Here is a 15,580-nt window from a genome sequence, read left to right as displayed (position 1 = left end):
CGGGGTTCGTTCTGAGAGGTTCAGAACAACATGATTACATCATGCCGCCCATGCCACCCATGCCGCCCATACCACCAGCAGCACCTAAGTCAGGCGCGTCGCCTTTAGGCAGGTCGGTCACCATGCACTCGGTCGTGATCATCAGACCAGCTACAGATGCCGCGTATTGCAGTGCAGAACGGGTCACTTTAGTTGGATCCAGGATACCGAAGTCGATCATGTTGCCGTATTCTTCAGTTGCCGCGTTGTAACCGTAGTTACCTTCACCCGCTTTCACGTTGTTCGCAACCACAGACGGCTCTTCACCGGCGTTGGACACGATCTGACGCAGAGGAGCTTCCATCGCGCGCAGCGCAACTTTGATACCCACGTTCTGGTCTTCGTTCTGAGCAGTCAGGCCAGCCAGTTTAGCGGCTACACGCACCAGCGCGACACCACCACCAGCAACCACGCCTTCTTCTACCGCAGCACGGGTCGCGTGCAGGGCATCGTCAACGCGTGCTTTCTTCTCTTTCATTTCAACTTCGGTAGCCGCACCGACTTTGATTACCGCTACGCCGCCTGCCAGTTTCGCTACGCGCTCCTGGAGTTTTTCACGGTCGTAATCGGAAGTTGCTTCTTCGATCTGCTTACGGATCTGACCAACACGGCCCTGAATAGCAGCTTCTTCACCCACACCGTCGATGATGGTGGTGGTGTCTTTGTTGATCACAACGCGTTTCGCCTGGCCCAGGTCTTCCAGGGTCGCTTTTTCCAGCTCCATACCGATCTCTTCGGAGATCACGGTACCGCCAGTCAGGGTAGCGATATCCTGAAGCATCGCTTTACGACGATCGCCGAAGCCAGGTGCTTTAACCGCTGCCACTTTCACGATGCCACGCATGGTGTTAACCACCAGAGTCGCCAGCGCTTCGCCTTCAACGTCTTCAGCAATGATTACCAGCGGCTTGCCTGCTTTCGCAACGGCTTCCAGCACTGGCAGCATTTCGCGGATGTTGGAGATTTTCTTGTCAGCCAGCAGGATGAACGGGCTTTCCAGCTCAACAGCGCCAGTTTCTGGCTTGTTGATGAAGTATGGAGACAGGTAACCGCGATCGAACTGCATACCTTCAACCACGTCCAGTTCGTCTTCCAGACCAGTACCGTCTTCAACGGTGATCACGCCTTCTTTACCGACTTTATCCATCGCTTCAGCGATCAGTTTACCTACGGTTTCGTCGGAGTTAGCGGAGATAGTACCAACCTGAGCAATGGCTTTAGAGTCAGAGCACGGTACGGACAGCGCTTTCAGTTCTTCAACAGCAGAGGCGACAGCTTTGTCGATACCACGTTTCAGATCCATTGGGTTCATGCCCGCAGCAACGGCTTTCAGGCCTTCGGTGATGATCGCCTGCGCCAGTACGGTCGCGGTGGTGGTGCCGTCACCGGCAGCGTCGTTCGCTTTAGAGGCAACTTCTTTCACCATCTGTGCGCCCATGTTTTCGAACTTGTCTTCCAGCTCGATTTCACGTGCAACAGAAACACCATCTTTGGTGATGGTTGGCGCGCCGAAGGATTTGTCCAGCACTACGTTACGGCCTTTCGGGCCCAGAGTGACTTTCACTGCGTCTGCCAGTACGTTTACGCCGCGGAGCATTTTTACACGAGCGTCGTTACCGAATTTTACGTCTTTAGCTGCCATGTTCTTATTTCCTCAAATTCGTACAGTTTCGTGCGTTAATTACGCTTCAACAATTGCCAGAATGTCGCTCTCGGACATGATCAACACTTCTTCATTGTCGATCTTCTCGGATTTCACGCCGTAGCCATCGTTGAAAATGACGATGTCACCAACTTTAACGTCCAGTGGCTGCACAGTTCCGTTTTCCAGGATGCGGCCCTTACCGACAGCGATGATTTCGCCACGCGTTGATTTTGCTGCTGCTGAACCGGTCAGAACGATGCCGCCAGCAGACTTGGTTTCAACTTCTTTACGTTTGACGATCACACGATCATGTAACGGACGAATACTCATTGATAGCTCTCCTTTGAGAAAGTCATTATCAGTTATGGATGACGCCGGTCCGCATGCGGTTTTCCGGCTAGTGCCCTGAGAGATGGGGATAGCTTTTTACCCCTTCAAGGGGTAATCGAAAAAAAATTTGCGAAAGTGTTACCATCCACTCTCTTTTGATGGTGGCGGGACGAGGTAAATGAGTGGACTCAGGCAGGAGTTGGGGCTGGCGCAGGGCATTGGCTTACTCTCAACGTCTTTATTAGGCACGGGGGTATTTGCGGTTCCCGCGCTGGCGGCATTGGTTGCCGGCAATAACAGTCTTTGGGCATGGCCGGTGCTGATCGTGCTGGTGTTTCCGGTGGCGATTGTTTTTGCCATACTCGGGCGGCACTTCCCGAGCGCAGGCGGCGTAGCGCATTTTGTCGGCATGGCGTTTGGGCCGCGAATGGAGCGCGTCACCGGCTGGCTATTTTTGTCGGTGATACCCGTTGGCCTTCCGGCAGCCCTGCATATCGCAACCGGCTTCGGACAGGCGCTGTTTGGCTGGCACGATGAACAGCTGCTGCTGGCTGAACTCGGTACGCTGGCGATTGTCTGGTGGGTAGGCTCACGCGGGGCCAGCTCCAGCGCCAATCTGCAAACGCTGGTCGCCGTGTTAATTGTCGCGCTGATCGTCGCCATCTGGTTTGCGGGTGACATTACCGTGGCGGATATTCCTTTCCCCGCGATTAACGACATCGACCACGCACACCTTTTCGCTGCACTATCCGTCATGTTCTGGTGTTTCGTCGGTCTGGAGGCGTTCGCTCATCTGGCATCCGAGTTTAAACAGCCCGAGCGTGATTTCCCCCGCGCCCTGATGATTGGCCTGCTGCTGGCGGGTACCGTGTACTGGGCCTGTACCGTACTGGTGCTGCACTTCAACGCGTTCGGTGAAGAGAAAGCCGCCGCCGCGTCGCTGCCAGGCATCGTGGTGCAGCTGTTTGGCGTTAAGGCCCTGTGGGTAGCCTGCGTGATTGGCTATCTCGCCTGCTTTGCCAGCCTCAACATCTATATTCAGAGCTTCGCCCGGCTGGTGTGGTCTCAGGCTCTTTATAAACCGGACAGCCCCCTCTCACGCCTGTCAAAGCGTCAGCTTCCGGTGAATGCGCTGAATAGCGTACTGGGCTGCTGCGTGGTGAGTTCCCTGGCCATTTATCTCCTCGACATCAACCTTGACGCGCTGATTGTCTACGCCAACGGTATTTTCATCATGATCTACCTGCTGTGCATGCTGGCGGGCTGTCGGCTACTGAAAGGACGCTTTAAGGCGCTGGCGGCTGTCGGGTGTGTCCTGTGCCTGATGCTGCTGGCGATGGTGGGATGGAAGAGTGTGTACGCCATCGTCATGCTGGCGGGGCTGTGGGTGTTTTTACCGAAGCGGCAAAAGCCGCAGGCCCGGTGAGCGAGCGCCACCGGGCCACAAACTCACCGATCGTCTTTATGATCTAACCGGTCGCGCTGCTCATCCTTACGCTGATATTCCCCTTCAAAGGTATCCCCCGGGCCGGTGCTGAAACCACCGCCTGGCATACGGCTGAAACGCAGGTGCGGCAGCAGCTTCATGGTCAGATGCTTCTGCACCGGCGGCAACAGCAACAGCAGGCCGAGGAAGTCGGTGAAGAAACCAGGCAGGATCAGCAGCAGGCCAGCAATAATCAGCGACACGCTTTTGATCATCTCGGCTGCCGGGCTTTCGCCTGCGGCCATCTTCTGCTGCATTAACAGGAAATTTTTGAAACCCTGATTGCGCACCAGCGACATGCCGATGACGGAGGTGAAGATCACCAGAATCAGCGTCAGCAGGACGCCCAGCACATGGGCAACCTGAATGAAAATCGAAATCTCAATGTAAACATAAAGAAAGAAAGCAATAAATGGTATCCAGCGCACTGGCATCTCCTGTGTGGCAGGTGCCTTCAGGCCCCTGACTGAATGTGTTCGCGAAGCGCGTAGATAAGAAATGGTGACGATTAGCCAAAATTCAATCGGTTTGCACGGATATTTTTTCTGGAAATATTAAAGCGGTGACATATTTCACAGATTAATAATTATCATGAAATCGGGTCGATAATAAGTGATCCAGCTTACGGCAATTCGCTATCATCAGCATATGATCTCGAACATCTGGCCGATTGAGGGAATAATCGTCGGTCATAAAATATTCAAAACCACATATATACTGTGTGTTTAGTACAATCCATCGGCAGCTTGAAAAGAAGGTTCACATGTTAAACAACATTCGTATCGAAGAAGATTTGTTGGGTACCAGGGAAGTTCCAGCGGATGCCTACTATGGTGTTCACACTCTGAGAGCGATTGAAAACTTCTACATCAGCAACAGCAAAATCAGCGACATCCCTGAATTTGTGCGTGGCATGGTGATGGTAAAAAAAGCCGCGGCTCTGGCGAACAAAGAGCTGCAAACCATTCCTAAAAGCGCTGCAAATGCGATTATCGCCGCGTGCGATGAGGTGCTGAACAACGGTAAATGCATGGATCAGTTCCCGGTTGACGTCTATCAGGGCGGCGCGGGCACCTCCGTCAACATGAACACCAACGAAGTGCTGGCAAACATCGGCCTGGAGCTGATGGGTCATCAGAAAGGTGAATACCAGTACCTGAACCCGAACGATCACGTTAACAAATGTCAGTCCACCAACGACGCCTACCCAACCGGCTTCCGCATCGCGGTGTATGCCTCTGTCGTTAAACTGGTCGACGCGATTAATCAGCTGGGCGATGGCTTCCAGCGTAAAGCCGTAGAGTTCCAGGACATCCTGAAAATGGGCCGTACCCAGTTGCAGGACGCGGTGCCAATGACCCTCGGACAGGAATTCCACGCGTTTAACGTGCTGCTGAATGAAGAGACGAAAAACCTGCTGCGCACGTCCGAACTGTTGCTGGAAGTTAACCTGGGCGCAACCGCCATCGGTACACGCCTGAACACGCCAGATGGCTATCAGCAGCTGGCGGTACAGAAGCTGGCTGAAGTGTCCAACCTGCCGGTTGTGCCTGCGGAAGACCTGATTGAAGCTACCTCAGACTGCGGCGCCTATGTGATGGTACACAGCGCCCTGAAACGTCTGGCGGTGAAACTGTCCAAAATCTGTAACGACCTGCGCCTGCTCTCCTCCGGTCCGCGCGCTGGCCTGAATGAAATCAACCTGCCAGAGTTGCAGGCGGGTTCATCCATCATGCCAGCTAAAGTGAACCCGGTGGTGCCAGAGGTGGTGAACCAGGTGTGCTTCAAGGTTATTGGTAACGATACGACCGTCACCATGGCCTCCGAAGCCGGTCAGCTCCAGCTGAACGTGATGGAGCCGGTGATTGGCCAGGCAATGTTTGAATCTATCCATATTCTGACCAACGCCTGCTACAACCTGCTGGAAAAATGCATCAACGGCATCACCGCGAATAAAGAAGTGTGTGAAGGCTACGTCTATAACTCCATCGGCATCGTCACCTACCTCAACCCGTTCATCGGCCACCACAACGGCGATATCGTCGGGAAGATTTGTGCCGAAACCGGTAAGAGCGTGCGTGAGGTTGTTCTCGAGCGAGGATTGTTGACCGAAGCCGAACTGGACGATATCTTCTCCGCCCAGAACCTGATGCACCCGGCATATAAAGCGAAACGATATACCGATGAAAGCGAACAGTAACCGTTCAGGCTAAGCTTCCGAAAGGCACGTCACTTGTGACGTGCCTTTTTTCTTTATGGGCGTTACCAAAACACAACAATTCAGTATCAACTTGTTAATGAGCAAGGCAGGTCTTTATGTTTGGAGCAGAACTCGTCATCGTCCTGTTGGCGATTTATTTGGGCGCACGACTCGGGGGTATCGGCATCGGTTTTGCTGGCGGTCTCGGAGTGCTTGTACTTACCCTGATCTTTCAGATTAAACCCGGCGCAATCCCTTTTGACGTTATCGAAATCATCATGGCGGTTATTGCTGCTATCGCGGCTATGCAGGTCGCAGGCGGCATGGACTACCTGGTGAGCCTGGCGGAGCGAATGCTGCGTCGCCATCCGAAATACATCACCTTCCTTGCCCCGCTGGTGACCTGGTTTATGACCATTCTCGCCGGTACTGGCCATACCGCTTTCTCCACGTTGCCGGTAATCACCGAAGTGGCGAAAGAACAGGGTATTCGCCCGTCTCGCCCTCTTTCTATTGCCGTGGTCGCCTCCCAGATTGCGATTACCGCCTCGCCCATTTCCGCGGCGGTGGTCTTCTTCGCGGGTATCCTTGAGCCGATGGGCGTAAGTTACCTGACGCTGCTGGCAATCTGTATTCCGGTCACGCTGATTGCGGTAATGATCACTGCCGTACTGTGTAACTTCCTCGGCGCCGAGCTGAAAGACGATCCGGTTTACCAGGAGCGTCTGGCAAAAGGTGAAGTGAGCCTGCGCGGTAGCCAGGTCTTCGAGCTGAAGCCGCATGCAAAACGCTCCGTGCTGCTGTTCCTGATTGGTATCGTCGCCGTGATGTTCTACGCGACAGCCATCAGCGATACGGTAGGTCTGATCCAGAACCCGGTTCTGCCGCGTAACGAAGCCATTGTGGTGTTTATGCTGACCATCGCGACGCTGATCAGCATCACCTGTAAAATCGACACCAGCGAAGTGCTGAACGCCAGCACCTTCAAATCCGGTATGAGCGCCTGCGTGTGCGTGCTGGGCGTGGCGTGGCTCGGCGATACCTTTGTGAAAGCGCACATCAGCGATATCCAGACCGTTGCAGGCGACCTGCTGCACAACTATCCGTGGCTGCTGGCGGTAGTGCTGTTCTTTGCCGCGACGCTGCTGTACTCCCAGGCTGCGACCACCAAAGCGCTGATGCCTGCGGCACTAATGCTGGGCGTGACGCCGCTGACGGCGATTGCCTCTTTTGCAGCGGTTTCCGCCCTGTTCGTTCTGCCCACCTACCCAACCCTGCTGGCCGCGGTTGAGATGGATGACACCGGCTCAACCCGTATTGGTAAATACGTGTTTAACCACGCGTTCCTGATCCCGGGTGTGGTGGCGATTACGCTCTGCGTGATCCTCGGCTTTATCATCGGCGGCATTGTGCTGTAAACGATTAGCCGTTGTAAAAATAGTTAAAATCGGGCCGCTCTGCGGCCCGTTTCATTAATGACCAACCGCCTTGCGTGATATAGTGAAGACTTTCGTGATGAGGAGGTCGACTTGTGAACACGCCTGATGCTGTTGTTGTACTGTGCACCGCCCCTGATGAAGCTTCTGCCCAGGATCTGGCCGCCAAAGTGTTGGCCGAAAAACTGGCTGCCTGTGTCACACTTCTTCCCGGCGCCACCTCCCTTTATTACTGGGAAGGCAAGCTGGAGCAAGAGTACGAAGTCCAGATGTTGCTCAAAACCAACCTGACAAACCAGCAGGCGCTCCTCGACTGCCTCAAGTCTCATCATCCATACCAAACCCCGGAGCTGCTGGTTCTGCCAGTGGTCCACGGCGATAACGATTATCTCTCATGGCTCAACGCTTCATTACGCTGATCCTGCTGCTGTGCAGCACGTCAGCTTTTGCCGGGTTGTTTGACGCACCCGGCCGTTCGAACTTTATTCCTGCCGACCAGGCGTTTGTTTTCGACTTTCAGCAAAACCAGCACGATCTCAGTCTCACCTGGCAGGTGAAAGAGGGTTACTACCTCTATCGCAAGCAGGTCAGCATCACGCCGGCAAAGGCGAACGTCGGCGCATTGCAGATGCCCGCTGGCGAGTGGCACGAGGACGAGTTCTACGGTAAGAGTGAAATTTATCGTCAGCGCTTAAGCGTGCCCGTCACGGTGAATCAGGCGGATAAAGGCGCTACCCTGACGGTGACGTATCAGGGCTGCGCCGATGCGGGCTTCTGCTATCCCCCTGAAACAAAGGTCGTTCCGCTTAGCGAAGTGAAAGCGGCGGCCTCCCCTCACCCCTCAGGGGAGAGGGCCAGGGTGAGGGGTGAAGGCAAAGCCGCTTCAGACCTTCCGTTCTCAGCGCTTTGGGCGTTATTGATTGGTATCGGCATCGCCTTTACGCCCTGCGTACTGCCCATGTACCCGCTTATCTCTGGCATCGTGCTGGGCGGTAAACAACGCCTTTCCACTACCCGCGCGCTGTTGCTGGCCTTTATCTATGTGCAGGGCATGGCGTTAACCTATACGGCGCTCGGCCTCGTGGTCGCTGCTGCCGGATTGCAGTTCCAGGCCGCCCTTCAGCACCCTTATGTGCTTATCGGTCTGTCAGCGGTGTTTATTCTGCTGGCGCTGTCGATGTTTGGCCTGTTCACCCTGCAACTGCCCTCTTCCCTGCAAACCCGTCTGACGCTAATGAGCAACCGTCAGCAGGGTGGCTCTGCGGGCGGCGTGTTCGCCATGGGTGCCATCGCCGGGCTGATTTGCTCCCCCTGCACCACTGCGCCGTTGAGCGCCATCCTGTTATACATTGCTCAGAGCGGCAACCTGTGGCTCGGCGGCGGCACGCTGTACCTCTACGCGCTCGGCATGGGCCTGCCGCTGATCCTGGTGACGGTGTTTGGCAATCGTCTGCTGCCGAAGAGCGGACCGTGGATGGAGACGGTGAAAACCGCGTTTGGTTTTATCATTCTGGCGCTACCGGTATTCCTGCTTGAGCGCATCACTGGTGATGTGTGGGGTATACGTCTGTGGGCGATGCTCGGCGTGGCCTTCTTCAGTTGGGCGTTTATCGTGAGTCTGGGGGCGAAGAAACCGTGGATGCGCCTGCTACAGATCCTTCTGCTGGCGGCCGCACTGGTGAGCGTCCGTCCACTACAGGACTGGGCGTTTGGCACCCCGGCAGGTCAAACGCAGGCTCATCTGAATTTTATACAGATTAAGAACGTGGATGACCTTAACCGCGCCCTGGCGCAGGCGAAAGGCAAACCGGTCATGCTCGATCTCTACGCCGACTGGTGCGTGGCCTGCAAAGAGTTTGAAAAATACACCTTCAGCGATCCGCAGATACAACATGCGCTGAGCGATACCGTTCTGCTCCAGGCGAACGTTACCGCCAACAGCGCGCAGGATAAGGCTCTGCTGAAGCAACTTAATGTGCTCGGGCTGCCTACCATCCTGTTCTTCAATGAACAGGGGGAAGAACAGCCGACGCAGCGTGTAACCGGGTTTATGGACGCGACGACATTCAACACGCATTTGCGCAATCGCCAACCGTAAACAACACTTTAGACGGGACAAACCGTTGGGAATAGCGGAGGAGATAACCGTGCAACGCGAAGACGTACTGGGACAAGCCCTGCAATTGCTTGAGATTCAAGGGATCGCCAGCACCACGCTTGAGATGGTCGCCGACCGTATCGATTACCCTCTGGATGAACTTAAGCGCTTCTGGCCGGATAAAGAGGCGCTGCTGTATGATGCCCTGCGCTATCTCAGCCAGCAGGTGGATATCTGGCGCAGGCAGCTGATGCTGAATGAAGAGCTGACCACCGAGCAAAAGCTGCTGGCGCGCTATACCGCACTGACGGAGTGTGTAACCAACAACCGTTACCCAGGCTGTCTGTTTATTGCCGCCTGCACCTACTATCCGGATCCCGGGCACCCCATCCATCAACTGGCAGATCAGCAAAAACGTGCCGCGCACGAGTTCACACACGAGCTGCTGACCACGCTTGAAGTGGATGACCCGGCAATGGTCGCGAAGCAGATGGAGCTGGTGCTGGAAGGTTGCCTGAGCCGCATGCTGGTGAACCGTAGCCAGGCGGATGTGGATACAGCGCACCGTCTGGCGGAAGATATTTTGCGGTTTGCGCAGTGTCGTATGGGTGGTGCTCTGACCTAAGCCAGCATTCCCGTCCAGACGGAAATAAACAAGCACAGCGCCATCGCGCGCTGAAATCGCACCATCGCCACGGTGGTGCGGAAAATCCGGTTCACCGCCTTCCCCAGCCACGCCCAGCACAACAAACAAGCCACGGAGATCGCCAGAAACCATAGCGCCATCAGCGCAACATCCCGAAATGCATGGTCGCTTGCCGGAGCAAACAGGCTGACAACTGCCAGGGCCATCATCCACGTTTTTGGGTTTACAACCTGTAATAACGCCGCCGCCCGCGCGGTAAACCGGACATGGCGTCTGGAGGAGAGATTCGCGGCCGGGGCGCTAAACAGCTGCCAGCTCATCCAGGAAAGCCACAGCACGCCCGCCCAGCTCATTACCTGACGTATCAGCGGATACTGGCGTAACACTTCTCCTGCCCCTGCGCCTGAAACCAGAACAATAGCGCTGGCGGCAATACACCCGCCCAGGATCGCAGGAAACGTATTTTTTACGCCAAAGTGCTGACTGTTAGCCAGTACCAGAATATTGGTTGGCCCCGGTGTAATCGAGGCGACAAATGCAAACAGCAGGAAGGGTAATAAATTCACAGGTGACTCCTTTTTTATTAGAGCCACGAATGTGCCGTTATTTTCTGGAAACGTCTGGAAGGTTTGTGCACAACCGACGGTAGTGTGCCGGAGAAATACGGTATGCCCGCTGGAACCAGCGACCAAGATGGCTTTGATCGGCAAAACCCACTGCCGCCGCAACATCAACAGGCAGTTCCCCACACGCCAGCATCTGTCGGGCCTTTGCCAGGCGCAGCTGGATAAGCCAGGCGTGCGGTGCCAGGTGAAATTCGCGCTTAAAACAGCGGGTGAGCGTAAAGCGATCTGTACCCGTCTCACGGGCAAGGTCTGACAGCCCCACGTTCTCGCCGATATGCGCATAGAGATAGTCGCGGGCACGATGCGCCACGGCGGAGCTTTGTAGCTGAGACGGGAGTTTCTTACGCCAGTGGCAGTGGGCAGTGATCTGAGAGAGCAGGTTATCCATTGTGCTCTGTTGGACGATCTTCATCTCATCGTTATGCAACGAGGCAAATGTATCACCGATAGCGCGCACCAACTGAGGCTCTCGCGTCAGCGTTTGGGCAAAGTGGAGGGTGTAGCTCCCGGGAGTAGAGTCGTACAGCCCTTGAAGCGTACGGGTGAGCCAGTGTTCATCCAGATAAAAGGTCAGATAAGTAAAGCCCCCCTCTATCGGCGCATCACCGTCATGGATCTCCCCGGGCTCAAGTAAAAAAGCATCGCCCGGCTGGCTACGGTGGCGTTCACGGCGACAGTGGAACTGCTGGGTGCCGGAAAGGGTTATTCCGACCAGATAGCTATCATGCCAGTGGGGATCAAAGGCATGTCCTTCGAAATGCGCCTTAATTGTCTCAATACCTGTTTCTGCATGCTGACGCAGCTCAAGCCAGTCGTTTGCCATACTGCCCTCCTCTTACCGTCAGCATTGTCACATCTTGCCTGAACCGTCTGGAAGATTTGTGCAATTCCAGGGCACAAACGGACAGATTGCCGCAAACTTAAGCAGTTGAACAGCTTTTCCCGAAATAATGTTGACGATCGCGCGCGATTGCGGTTTAATGCGCTCCGTTGCCCGGATAGCTCAGTCGGTAGAGCAGGGGATTGAAAATCCCCGTGTCCTTGGTTCGATTCCGAGTCCGGGCACCACTATTTAAAGAACCCAGCCTATGGCTGGGTTTTTGCTTTTCTGTATCCGCTACGCATTGAATTTTCCCTTCTGTCAGGTAATAGTGATTTTTTTCCCTGACAATGAAAATGATATGACCTTATCTGCTTTAAAAGTCGGGTCACTGCTCCTGCTGATGATCCTGTTTTATACCGGCCTGTTCACGAGCGATCGTGTCACCTGGCTGATGGAGGTGACGCCCGTCATTATCATCATCCCACTTCTGCTTGCCACGCACCGGCGATACCCCCTGACTCCCCTTCTCTATACCTTGATTTTCTTCCACGCCATCATTCTGATGGTTGGTGGTATGTACACCTATGCAAAGGTTCCGGTTGGTTTTGAGGTTCAGGAGATGCTCGGGCTTAGCCGAAATCCGTATGACAAGCTCGGTCACTTCTTCCAGGGGCTGGTTCCCGCACTGGCAGCGCGAGAAATTCTGCTGCGCGGTGGGTATGTTCGTGGACATAAGATGACGGGATTTCTGGTGTGCTGTGTTGCTCTGGCCATTAGCGCCACCTATGAACTCATTGAGTGGTGGGCAGCTTTGGCGATGGGACAGGGTGCGGATGATTTTCTGGGGACGCAGGGCGATCCATGGGATACCCAGTCTGATATGTTTTGCGCGCTGCTTGGTGCGTTAACGACGGTGCTGATCCTTGGGCGTTTCCATCAGCGGCAATTGCTTCGTTTGAATGTTTGTCAGGGATAGTACGCTCTGAGTTGCTGGGTGGCGGCTTCGCCTTGCCCGGCCTGCCGTTTTTCGACGTACAAACGCAAAAAGGCCATCCTTCCGGATGGCCTCTTCACTTGTTTGATGCCTGGCAGTTCCCTACTCTCACATGGGGAGACCCCACACTACCATCGGCGCTACGGCGTTTCACTTCTGAGTTCGGCATGGGGTCAGGTGGGACCACCGCGCTAAAGCCGCCAGGCAAATTCTGTTAATCTGTATCAGGCTGAAAATCTTCTGTCTCTTCGCCAAAACACCTTCGGCGTTGTAAGGTTAAGCCTCACGGTTCATTAGTATCGGTTAGCTCAACGCATCGCTGCGCTTACACACCCGACCTATCAACGTCGTCGTCTTCAACGTTCCTTCAGGAGACTTAAAGTCTCAGGGAGAACTCATCTCGGGGCAAGTTTCGTGCTTAGATGCTTTCAGCACTTATCTCTTCCGCATTTAGCTACCGGGCAGTGCCATTGGCATGACAACCCGAACACCAGTGATGCGTCCACTCCGGTCCTCTCGTACTAGGAGCAGCCCCCCTCAATTCTCCAGCGCCCACGGCAGATAGGGACCGAACTGTCTCACGACGTTCTAAACCCAGCTCGCGTACCACTTTAAATGGCGAACAGCCATACCCTTGGGACCTACTTCAGCCCCAGGATGTGATGAGCCGACATCGAGGTGCCAAACACCGCCGTCGATATGAACTCTTGGGCGGTATCAGCCTGTTATCCCCGGAGTACCTTTTATCCGTTGAGCGATGGCCCTTCCATTCAGAACCACCGGATCACTATGACCTGCTTTCGCACCTGCTCGCGCCGTCACGCTCGCAGTCAAGCTGGCTTATGCCATTGCACTAACCTCCTGATGTCCGACCAGGATTAGCCAACCTTCGTGCTCCTCCGTTACTCTTTGGGAGGAGACCGCCCCAGTCAAACTACCCACCAGACACTGTCCGCAACCCGGATTACGGGTCCACGTTAGAACACCAGCCATTAAAGGGTGGTATTTCAAGGTTGGCTCCACGCAGACTGGCGTCCACGCTTCAAAGCCTCCCACCTATCCTACACATCAAGGACCAGTGTTCAGTGTCAAGCTATAGTAAAGGTTCACGGGGTCTTTCCGTCTTGCCGCGGGTACACTGCATCTTCACAGCGAGTTCAATTTCACTGAGTCTCGGGTGGAGACAGCCTGGCCATCATTACGCCATTCGTGCAGGTCGGAACTTACCCGACAAGGAATTTCGCTACCTTAGGACCGTTATAGTTACGGCCGCCGTTTACCGGGGCTTCGATCAAGAGCTTCGCGTTGCCGCTAACCCCATCAATTAACCTTCCGGCACCGGGCAGGCGTCACACCGTATACGTCCACTTTCGTGTTTGCACAGTGCTGTGTTTTTAATAAACAGTTGCAGCCAGCTGGTATCTTCGACTGATTTCAGCTCCGCCCGCAGGGGCTTCACCTACATATCAGCGTGCCTTCTCCCGAAGTTACGGCACCATTTTGCCTAGTTCCTTCACCCGAGTTCTCTCAAGCGCCTTGGTATTCTCTACCTGACCACCTGTGTCGGTTTGGGGTACGATTTCGTGTTACCTGATGCTTAGAGGCTTTTCCTGGAAGCAGGGCATTTATCACTTCAGCACCGTAGTGCCTCGTCATCACACCTCAGCGTTAACAAGGAACCGGATTTACCTGGAACCTCCGCCTACATGCTTAAACCGGGACAACCGTCGCCCGGCTGACATAGCCTTCTCCGTCCCCCCTTCGCAGTAACACCAAGTACAGGAATATTAACCTGTTTCCCATCGACTACGCCTTTCGGCCTCGCCTTAGGGGTCGACTCACCCTGCCCCGATTAACGTTGGACAGGAACCCTTGGTCTTCCGGCGAGCGGGCTTTTCACCCGCTTTATCGTTACTTATGTCAGCATTCGCACTTCTGATACCTCCAGCATGCCTCACAGCACACCTTCAACGGCTTACAGAACGCTCCCCTACCCAACAACGCATAAGCGTCGCTGCCGCAGCTTCGGTGCATGGTTTAGCCCCGTTACATCTTCCGCGCAGGCCGACTCGACCAGTGAGCTATTACGCTTTCTTTAAATGATGGCTGCTTCTAAGCCAACATCCTGGCTGTCTGTGCCTTCCCACATCGTTTCCCACTTAACCATGACTTTGGGACCTTAGCTGGCGGTCTGGGTTGTTTCCCTCTTCACGACGGACGTTAGCACCCGCCGTGTGTCTCCCGTGATAACATTCTTCGGTATTCGTAGTTTGCATCGGGTTGGTAAGCCGGGATGGCCCCCTAGCCGAAACAGTGCTCTACCCCCGAAGATGAGTTCACGAGGCGCTACCTAAATAGCTTTCGGGGAGAACCAGCTATCTCCCGGTTTGATTGGCCTTTCACCCCCAGCCACAGGTCATCCGCTAATTTTTCAACATTAGTCGGTTCGGTCCTCCAGTTAGTGTTACCCAACCTTCAACCTGCCCATGGCTAGATCACCGGGTTTCGGGTCTATACCCTGCAACTTAACGCCCAGTTAAGACTCGGTTTCCCTTCGGCTCCCCTATACGGTTAACCTTGCTACAGAATATAAGTCGCTGACCCATTATACAAAAGGTACGCAGTCACCCCATAAAGAGGCTCCCACTGCTTGTACGTACACGGTTTCAGGTTCTTTTTCACTCCCCTCGCCGGGGTTCTTTTCGCCTTTCCCTCACGGTACTGGTTCACTATCGGTCAGTCAGGAGTATTTAGCCTTGGAGGATGGTCCCCCCATATTCAGACAGGATACCACGTGTCCCGCCCTACTCTTCGAGTTCACAGCATGTGTGCTTTCGTGTACGGGACTATCACCCTGTACCGTCGGACTTTCCAGACCGTTCCACTAACACACAAGCTGATTCAGACTCCGGGCTGCTCCCCGTTCGCTCGCCGCTACTGGGGGAATCTCGGTTGATTTCTTTTCCTCGGGGTACTTAGATGTTTCAGTTCCCCCGGTTCGCCTCGTTAACCTATGTATTCAGTTAACGATAGTGCAACGGATTGCACTGGGTTTCCCCATTCGGACATCGCCGGGTCAAGGGTTCATATCACCTCGCCGGCGCTTTTCGCAGATTAGCACGTCCTTCATCGCCTCTGACTGCCAGGGCATCCACCGTGTACGCTTAGTCGCTTAACCTCACAACCCGAAGATGTTTCACTTCTGATTGCGAAAATTTGAGAGACTCGAACACACATGAGCTGTGTGTCGTTTCAAT

Annotated in this window: 12 protein-coding genes, 1 tRNA gene and 2 rRNA genes; 8 read left to right on the top strand and 7 right to left on the bottom strand. The window is 54.6% G+C overall.

Features of this window, described 5'->3' with window-relative positions; translation table 11 throughout:
* Positions 1-34: 34 nt before the first annotated feature.
* Both groL and RS584_RS01960 read right to left on the bottom strand, forming a co-directional pair.
* Entirely contained in the window at positions 35-1,681 is a 1,647-nt protein-coding gene (groL, locus tag RS584_RS01965; protein WP_015572446.1) for a chaperonin GroEL, read from the bottom strand.
* A gap of 39 nt (positions 1,682-1,720) precedes the next feature.
* Complete coding sequence (locus RS584_RS01960) at positions 1,721-2,014, bottom strand: co-chaperone GroES (RefSeq protein ID WP_003855929.1); 294 nt, start codon at positions 2,012-2,014, stop codon at positions 1,721-1,723.
* A gap of 178 nt (positions 2,015-2,192) precedes the next feature.
* On the opposite strand from RS584_RS01960, the gene yjeH reads away from it, so the two are divergent.
* Positions 2,193-3,440 (top strand): L-methionine/branched-chain amino acid transporter, encoded by a 1,248-nt coding sequence (gene yjeH / locus RS584_RS01955; protein WP_315748853.1) that lies wholly within the window; start codon positions 2,193-2,195, stop codon positions 3,438-3,440.
* A gap of 23 nt (positions 3,441-3,463) precedes the next feature.
* Here the strand turns inward: yjeH and RS584_RS01950 are convergent, their stop codons facing one another.
* Entirely contained in the window at positions 3,464-3,928 is a 465-nt protein-coding gene (locus tag RS584_RS01950; RefSeq protein WP_003855925.1) for an FxsA family protein, read from the bottom strand.
* Between the two features lie 335 nt (positions 3,929-4,263).
* Here RS584_RS01950 and aspA point away from each other — a divergent pair, with 335 nt between their 5' ends.
* From aspA to RS584_RS01925, 5 genes are all read left to right on the top strand, one after another.
* Positions 4,264-5,700, top strand: a complete 1,437-nt coding sequence (gene aspA, locus RS584_RS01945; protein WP_003855923.1) for an aspartate ammonia-lyase — start codon at positions 4,264-4,266, stop codon at positions 5,698-5,700.
* Positions 5,701-5,816: 116 nt separating this feature from the next.
* Complete coding sequence (locus RS584_RS01940) at positions 5,817-7,118, top strand: anaerobic C4-dicarboxylate transporter (RefSeq protein WP_003855921.1); 1,302 nt, start codon at positions 5,817-5,819, stop codon at positions 7,116-7,118.
* 113 nt (positions 7,119-7,231) lie between these two features.
* Complete coding sequence (gene cutA / locus RS584_RS01935) at positions 7,232-7,555, top strand: divalent cation tolerance protein CutA (protein ID WP_003855908.1); 324 nt, start codon at positions 7,232-7,234, stop codon at positions 7,553-7,555.
* Entirely contained in the window at positions 7,531-9,234 is a 1,704-nt protein-coding gene (locus RS584_RS01930) for a protein-disulfide reductase DsbD (RefSeq protein ID WP_315748852.1), read from the top strand. Before cutA ends, RS584_RS01930 begins: the two co-directional genes overlap by 25 nt.
* A 49-nt stretch (positions 9,235-9,283) precedes the next feature.
* Complete coding sequence (locus RS584_RS01925; RefSeq protein WP_017383972.1) at positions 9,284-9,859, top strand: transcriptional regulator; 576 nt, start codon at positions 9,284-9,286, stop codon at positions 9,857-9,859.
* Here the strand turns inward: RS584_RS01925 and RS584_RS01920 are convergent.
* Positions 9,856-10,446, bottom strand: a complete 591-nt coding sequence (locus RS584_RS01920) for a LysE family translocator (protein WP_193042242.1) — start codon at positions 10,444-10,446, stop codon at positions 9,856-9,858. The genes RS584_RS01925 and RS584_RS01920 overlap by 4 nt on opposite strands.
* 37 nt (positions 10,447-10,483) lie before the next feature.
* The gene (locus RS584_RS01915; RefSeq protein ID WP_045141826.1) at positions 10,484-11,329 is read right to left on the bottom strand and encodes an AraC family transcriptional regulator; all 846 of its coding nucleotides are present in this window, start codon (positions 11,327-11,329) and stop codon (positions 10,484-10,486) included.
* A gap of 169 nt (positions 11,330-11,498) precedes the next feature.
* Between RS584_RS01915 and RS584_RS01910 the strand changes: the two genes are divergently transcribed.
* Positions 11,499-11,574 (top strand) — tRNA-Phe (locus RS584_RS01910).
* Positions 11,575-11,687: 113 nt separating this feature from the next.
* Positions 11,688-12,305 (top strand): DUF2238 domain-containing protein, encoded by a 618-nt coding sequence (locus RS584_RS01905; protein WP_315748850.1) that lies wholly within the window; start codon positions 11,688-11,690, stop codon positions 12,303-12,305.
* 107 nt (positions 12,306-12,412) lie between these two features.
* On the opposite strand, the gene rrf is transcribed toward RS584_RS01905, so the two are convergent.
* Both rrf and RS584_RS01895 read right to left on the bottom strand, forming a co-directional pair.
* Positions 12,413-12,528: ribosomal RNA gene (gene rrf, locus RS584_RS01900) — 5S ribosomal RNA — on the bottom strand.
* Positions 12,529-12,595: 67 nt separating this feature from the next.
* Positions 12,596-15,501 (bottom strand): 23S ribosomal RNA (locus tag RS584_RS01895).
* Positions 15,502-15,580: the final 79 nt, after the last annotated feature.

Origin of the sequence: Enterobacter sp. DTU_2021_1002640_1_SI_PRY_ASU_LCPMC_013, assembly GCF_032389435.1 — a bacterium.
In the GTDB taxonomy this organism is placed as follows: Bacteria; Pseudomonadota; Gammaproteobacteria; order Enterobacterales; family Enterobacteriaceae; genus Enterobacter; species Enterobacter hormaechei_C.
The sequence above is the reverse complement of the archived record's forward strand: the minus strand, read 5'-3'. Positions and strand labels throughout refer to the sequence as shown.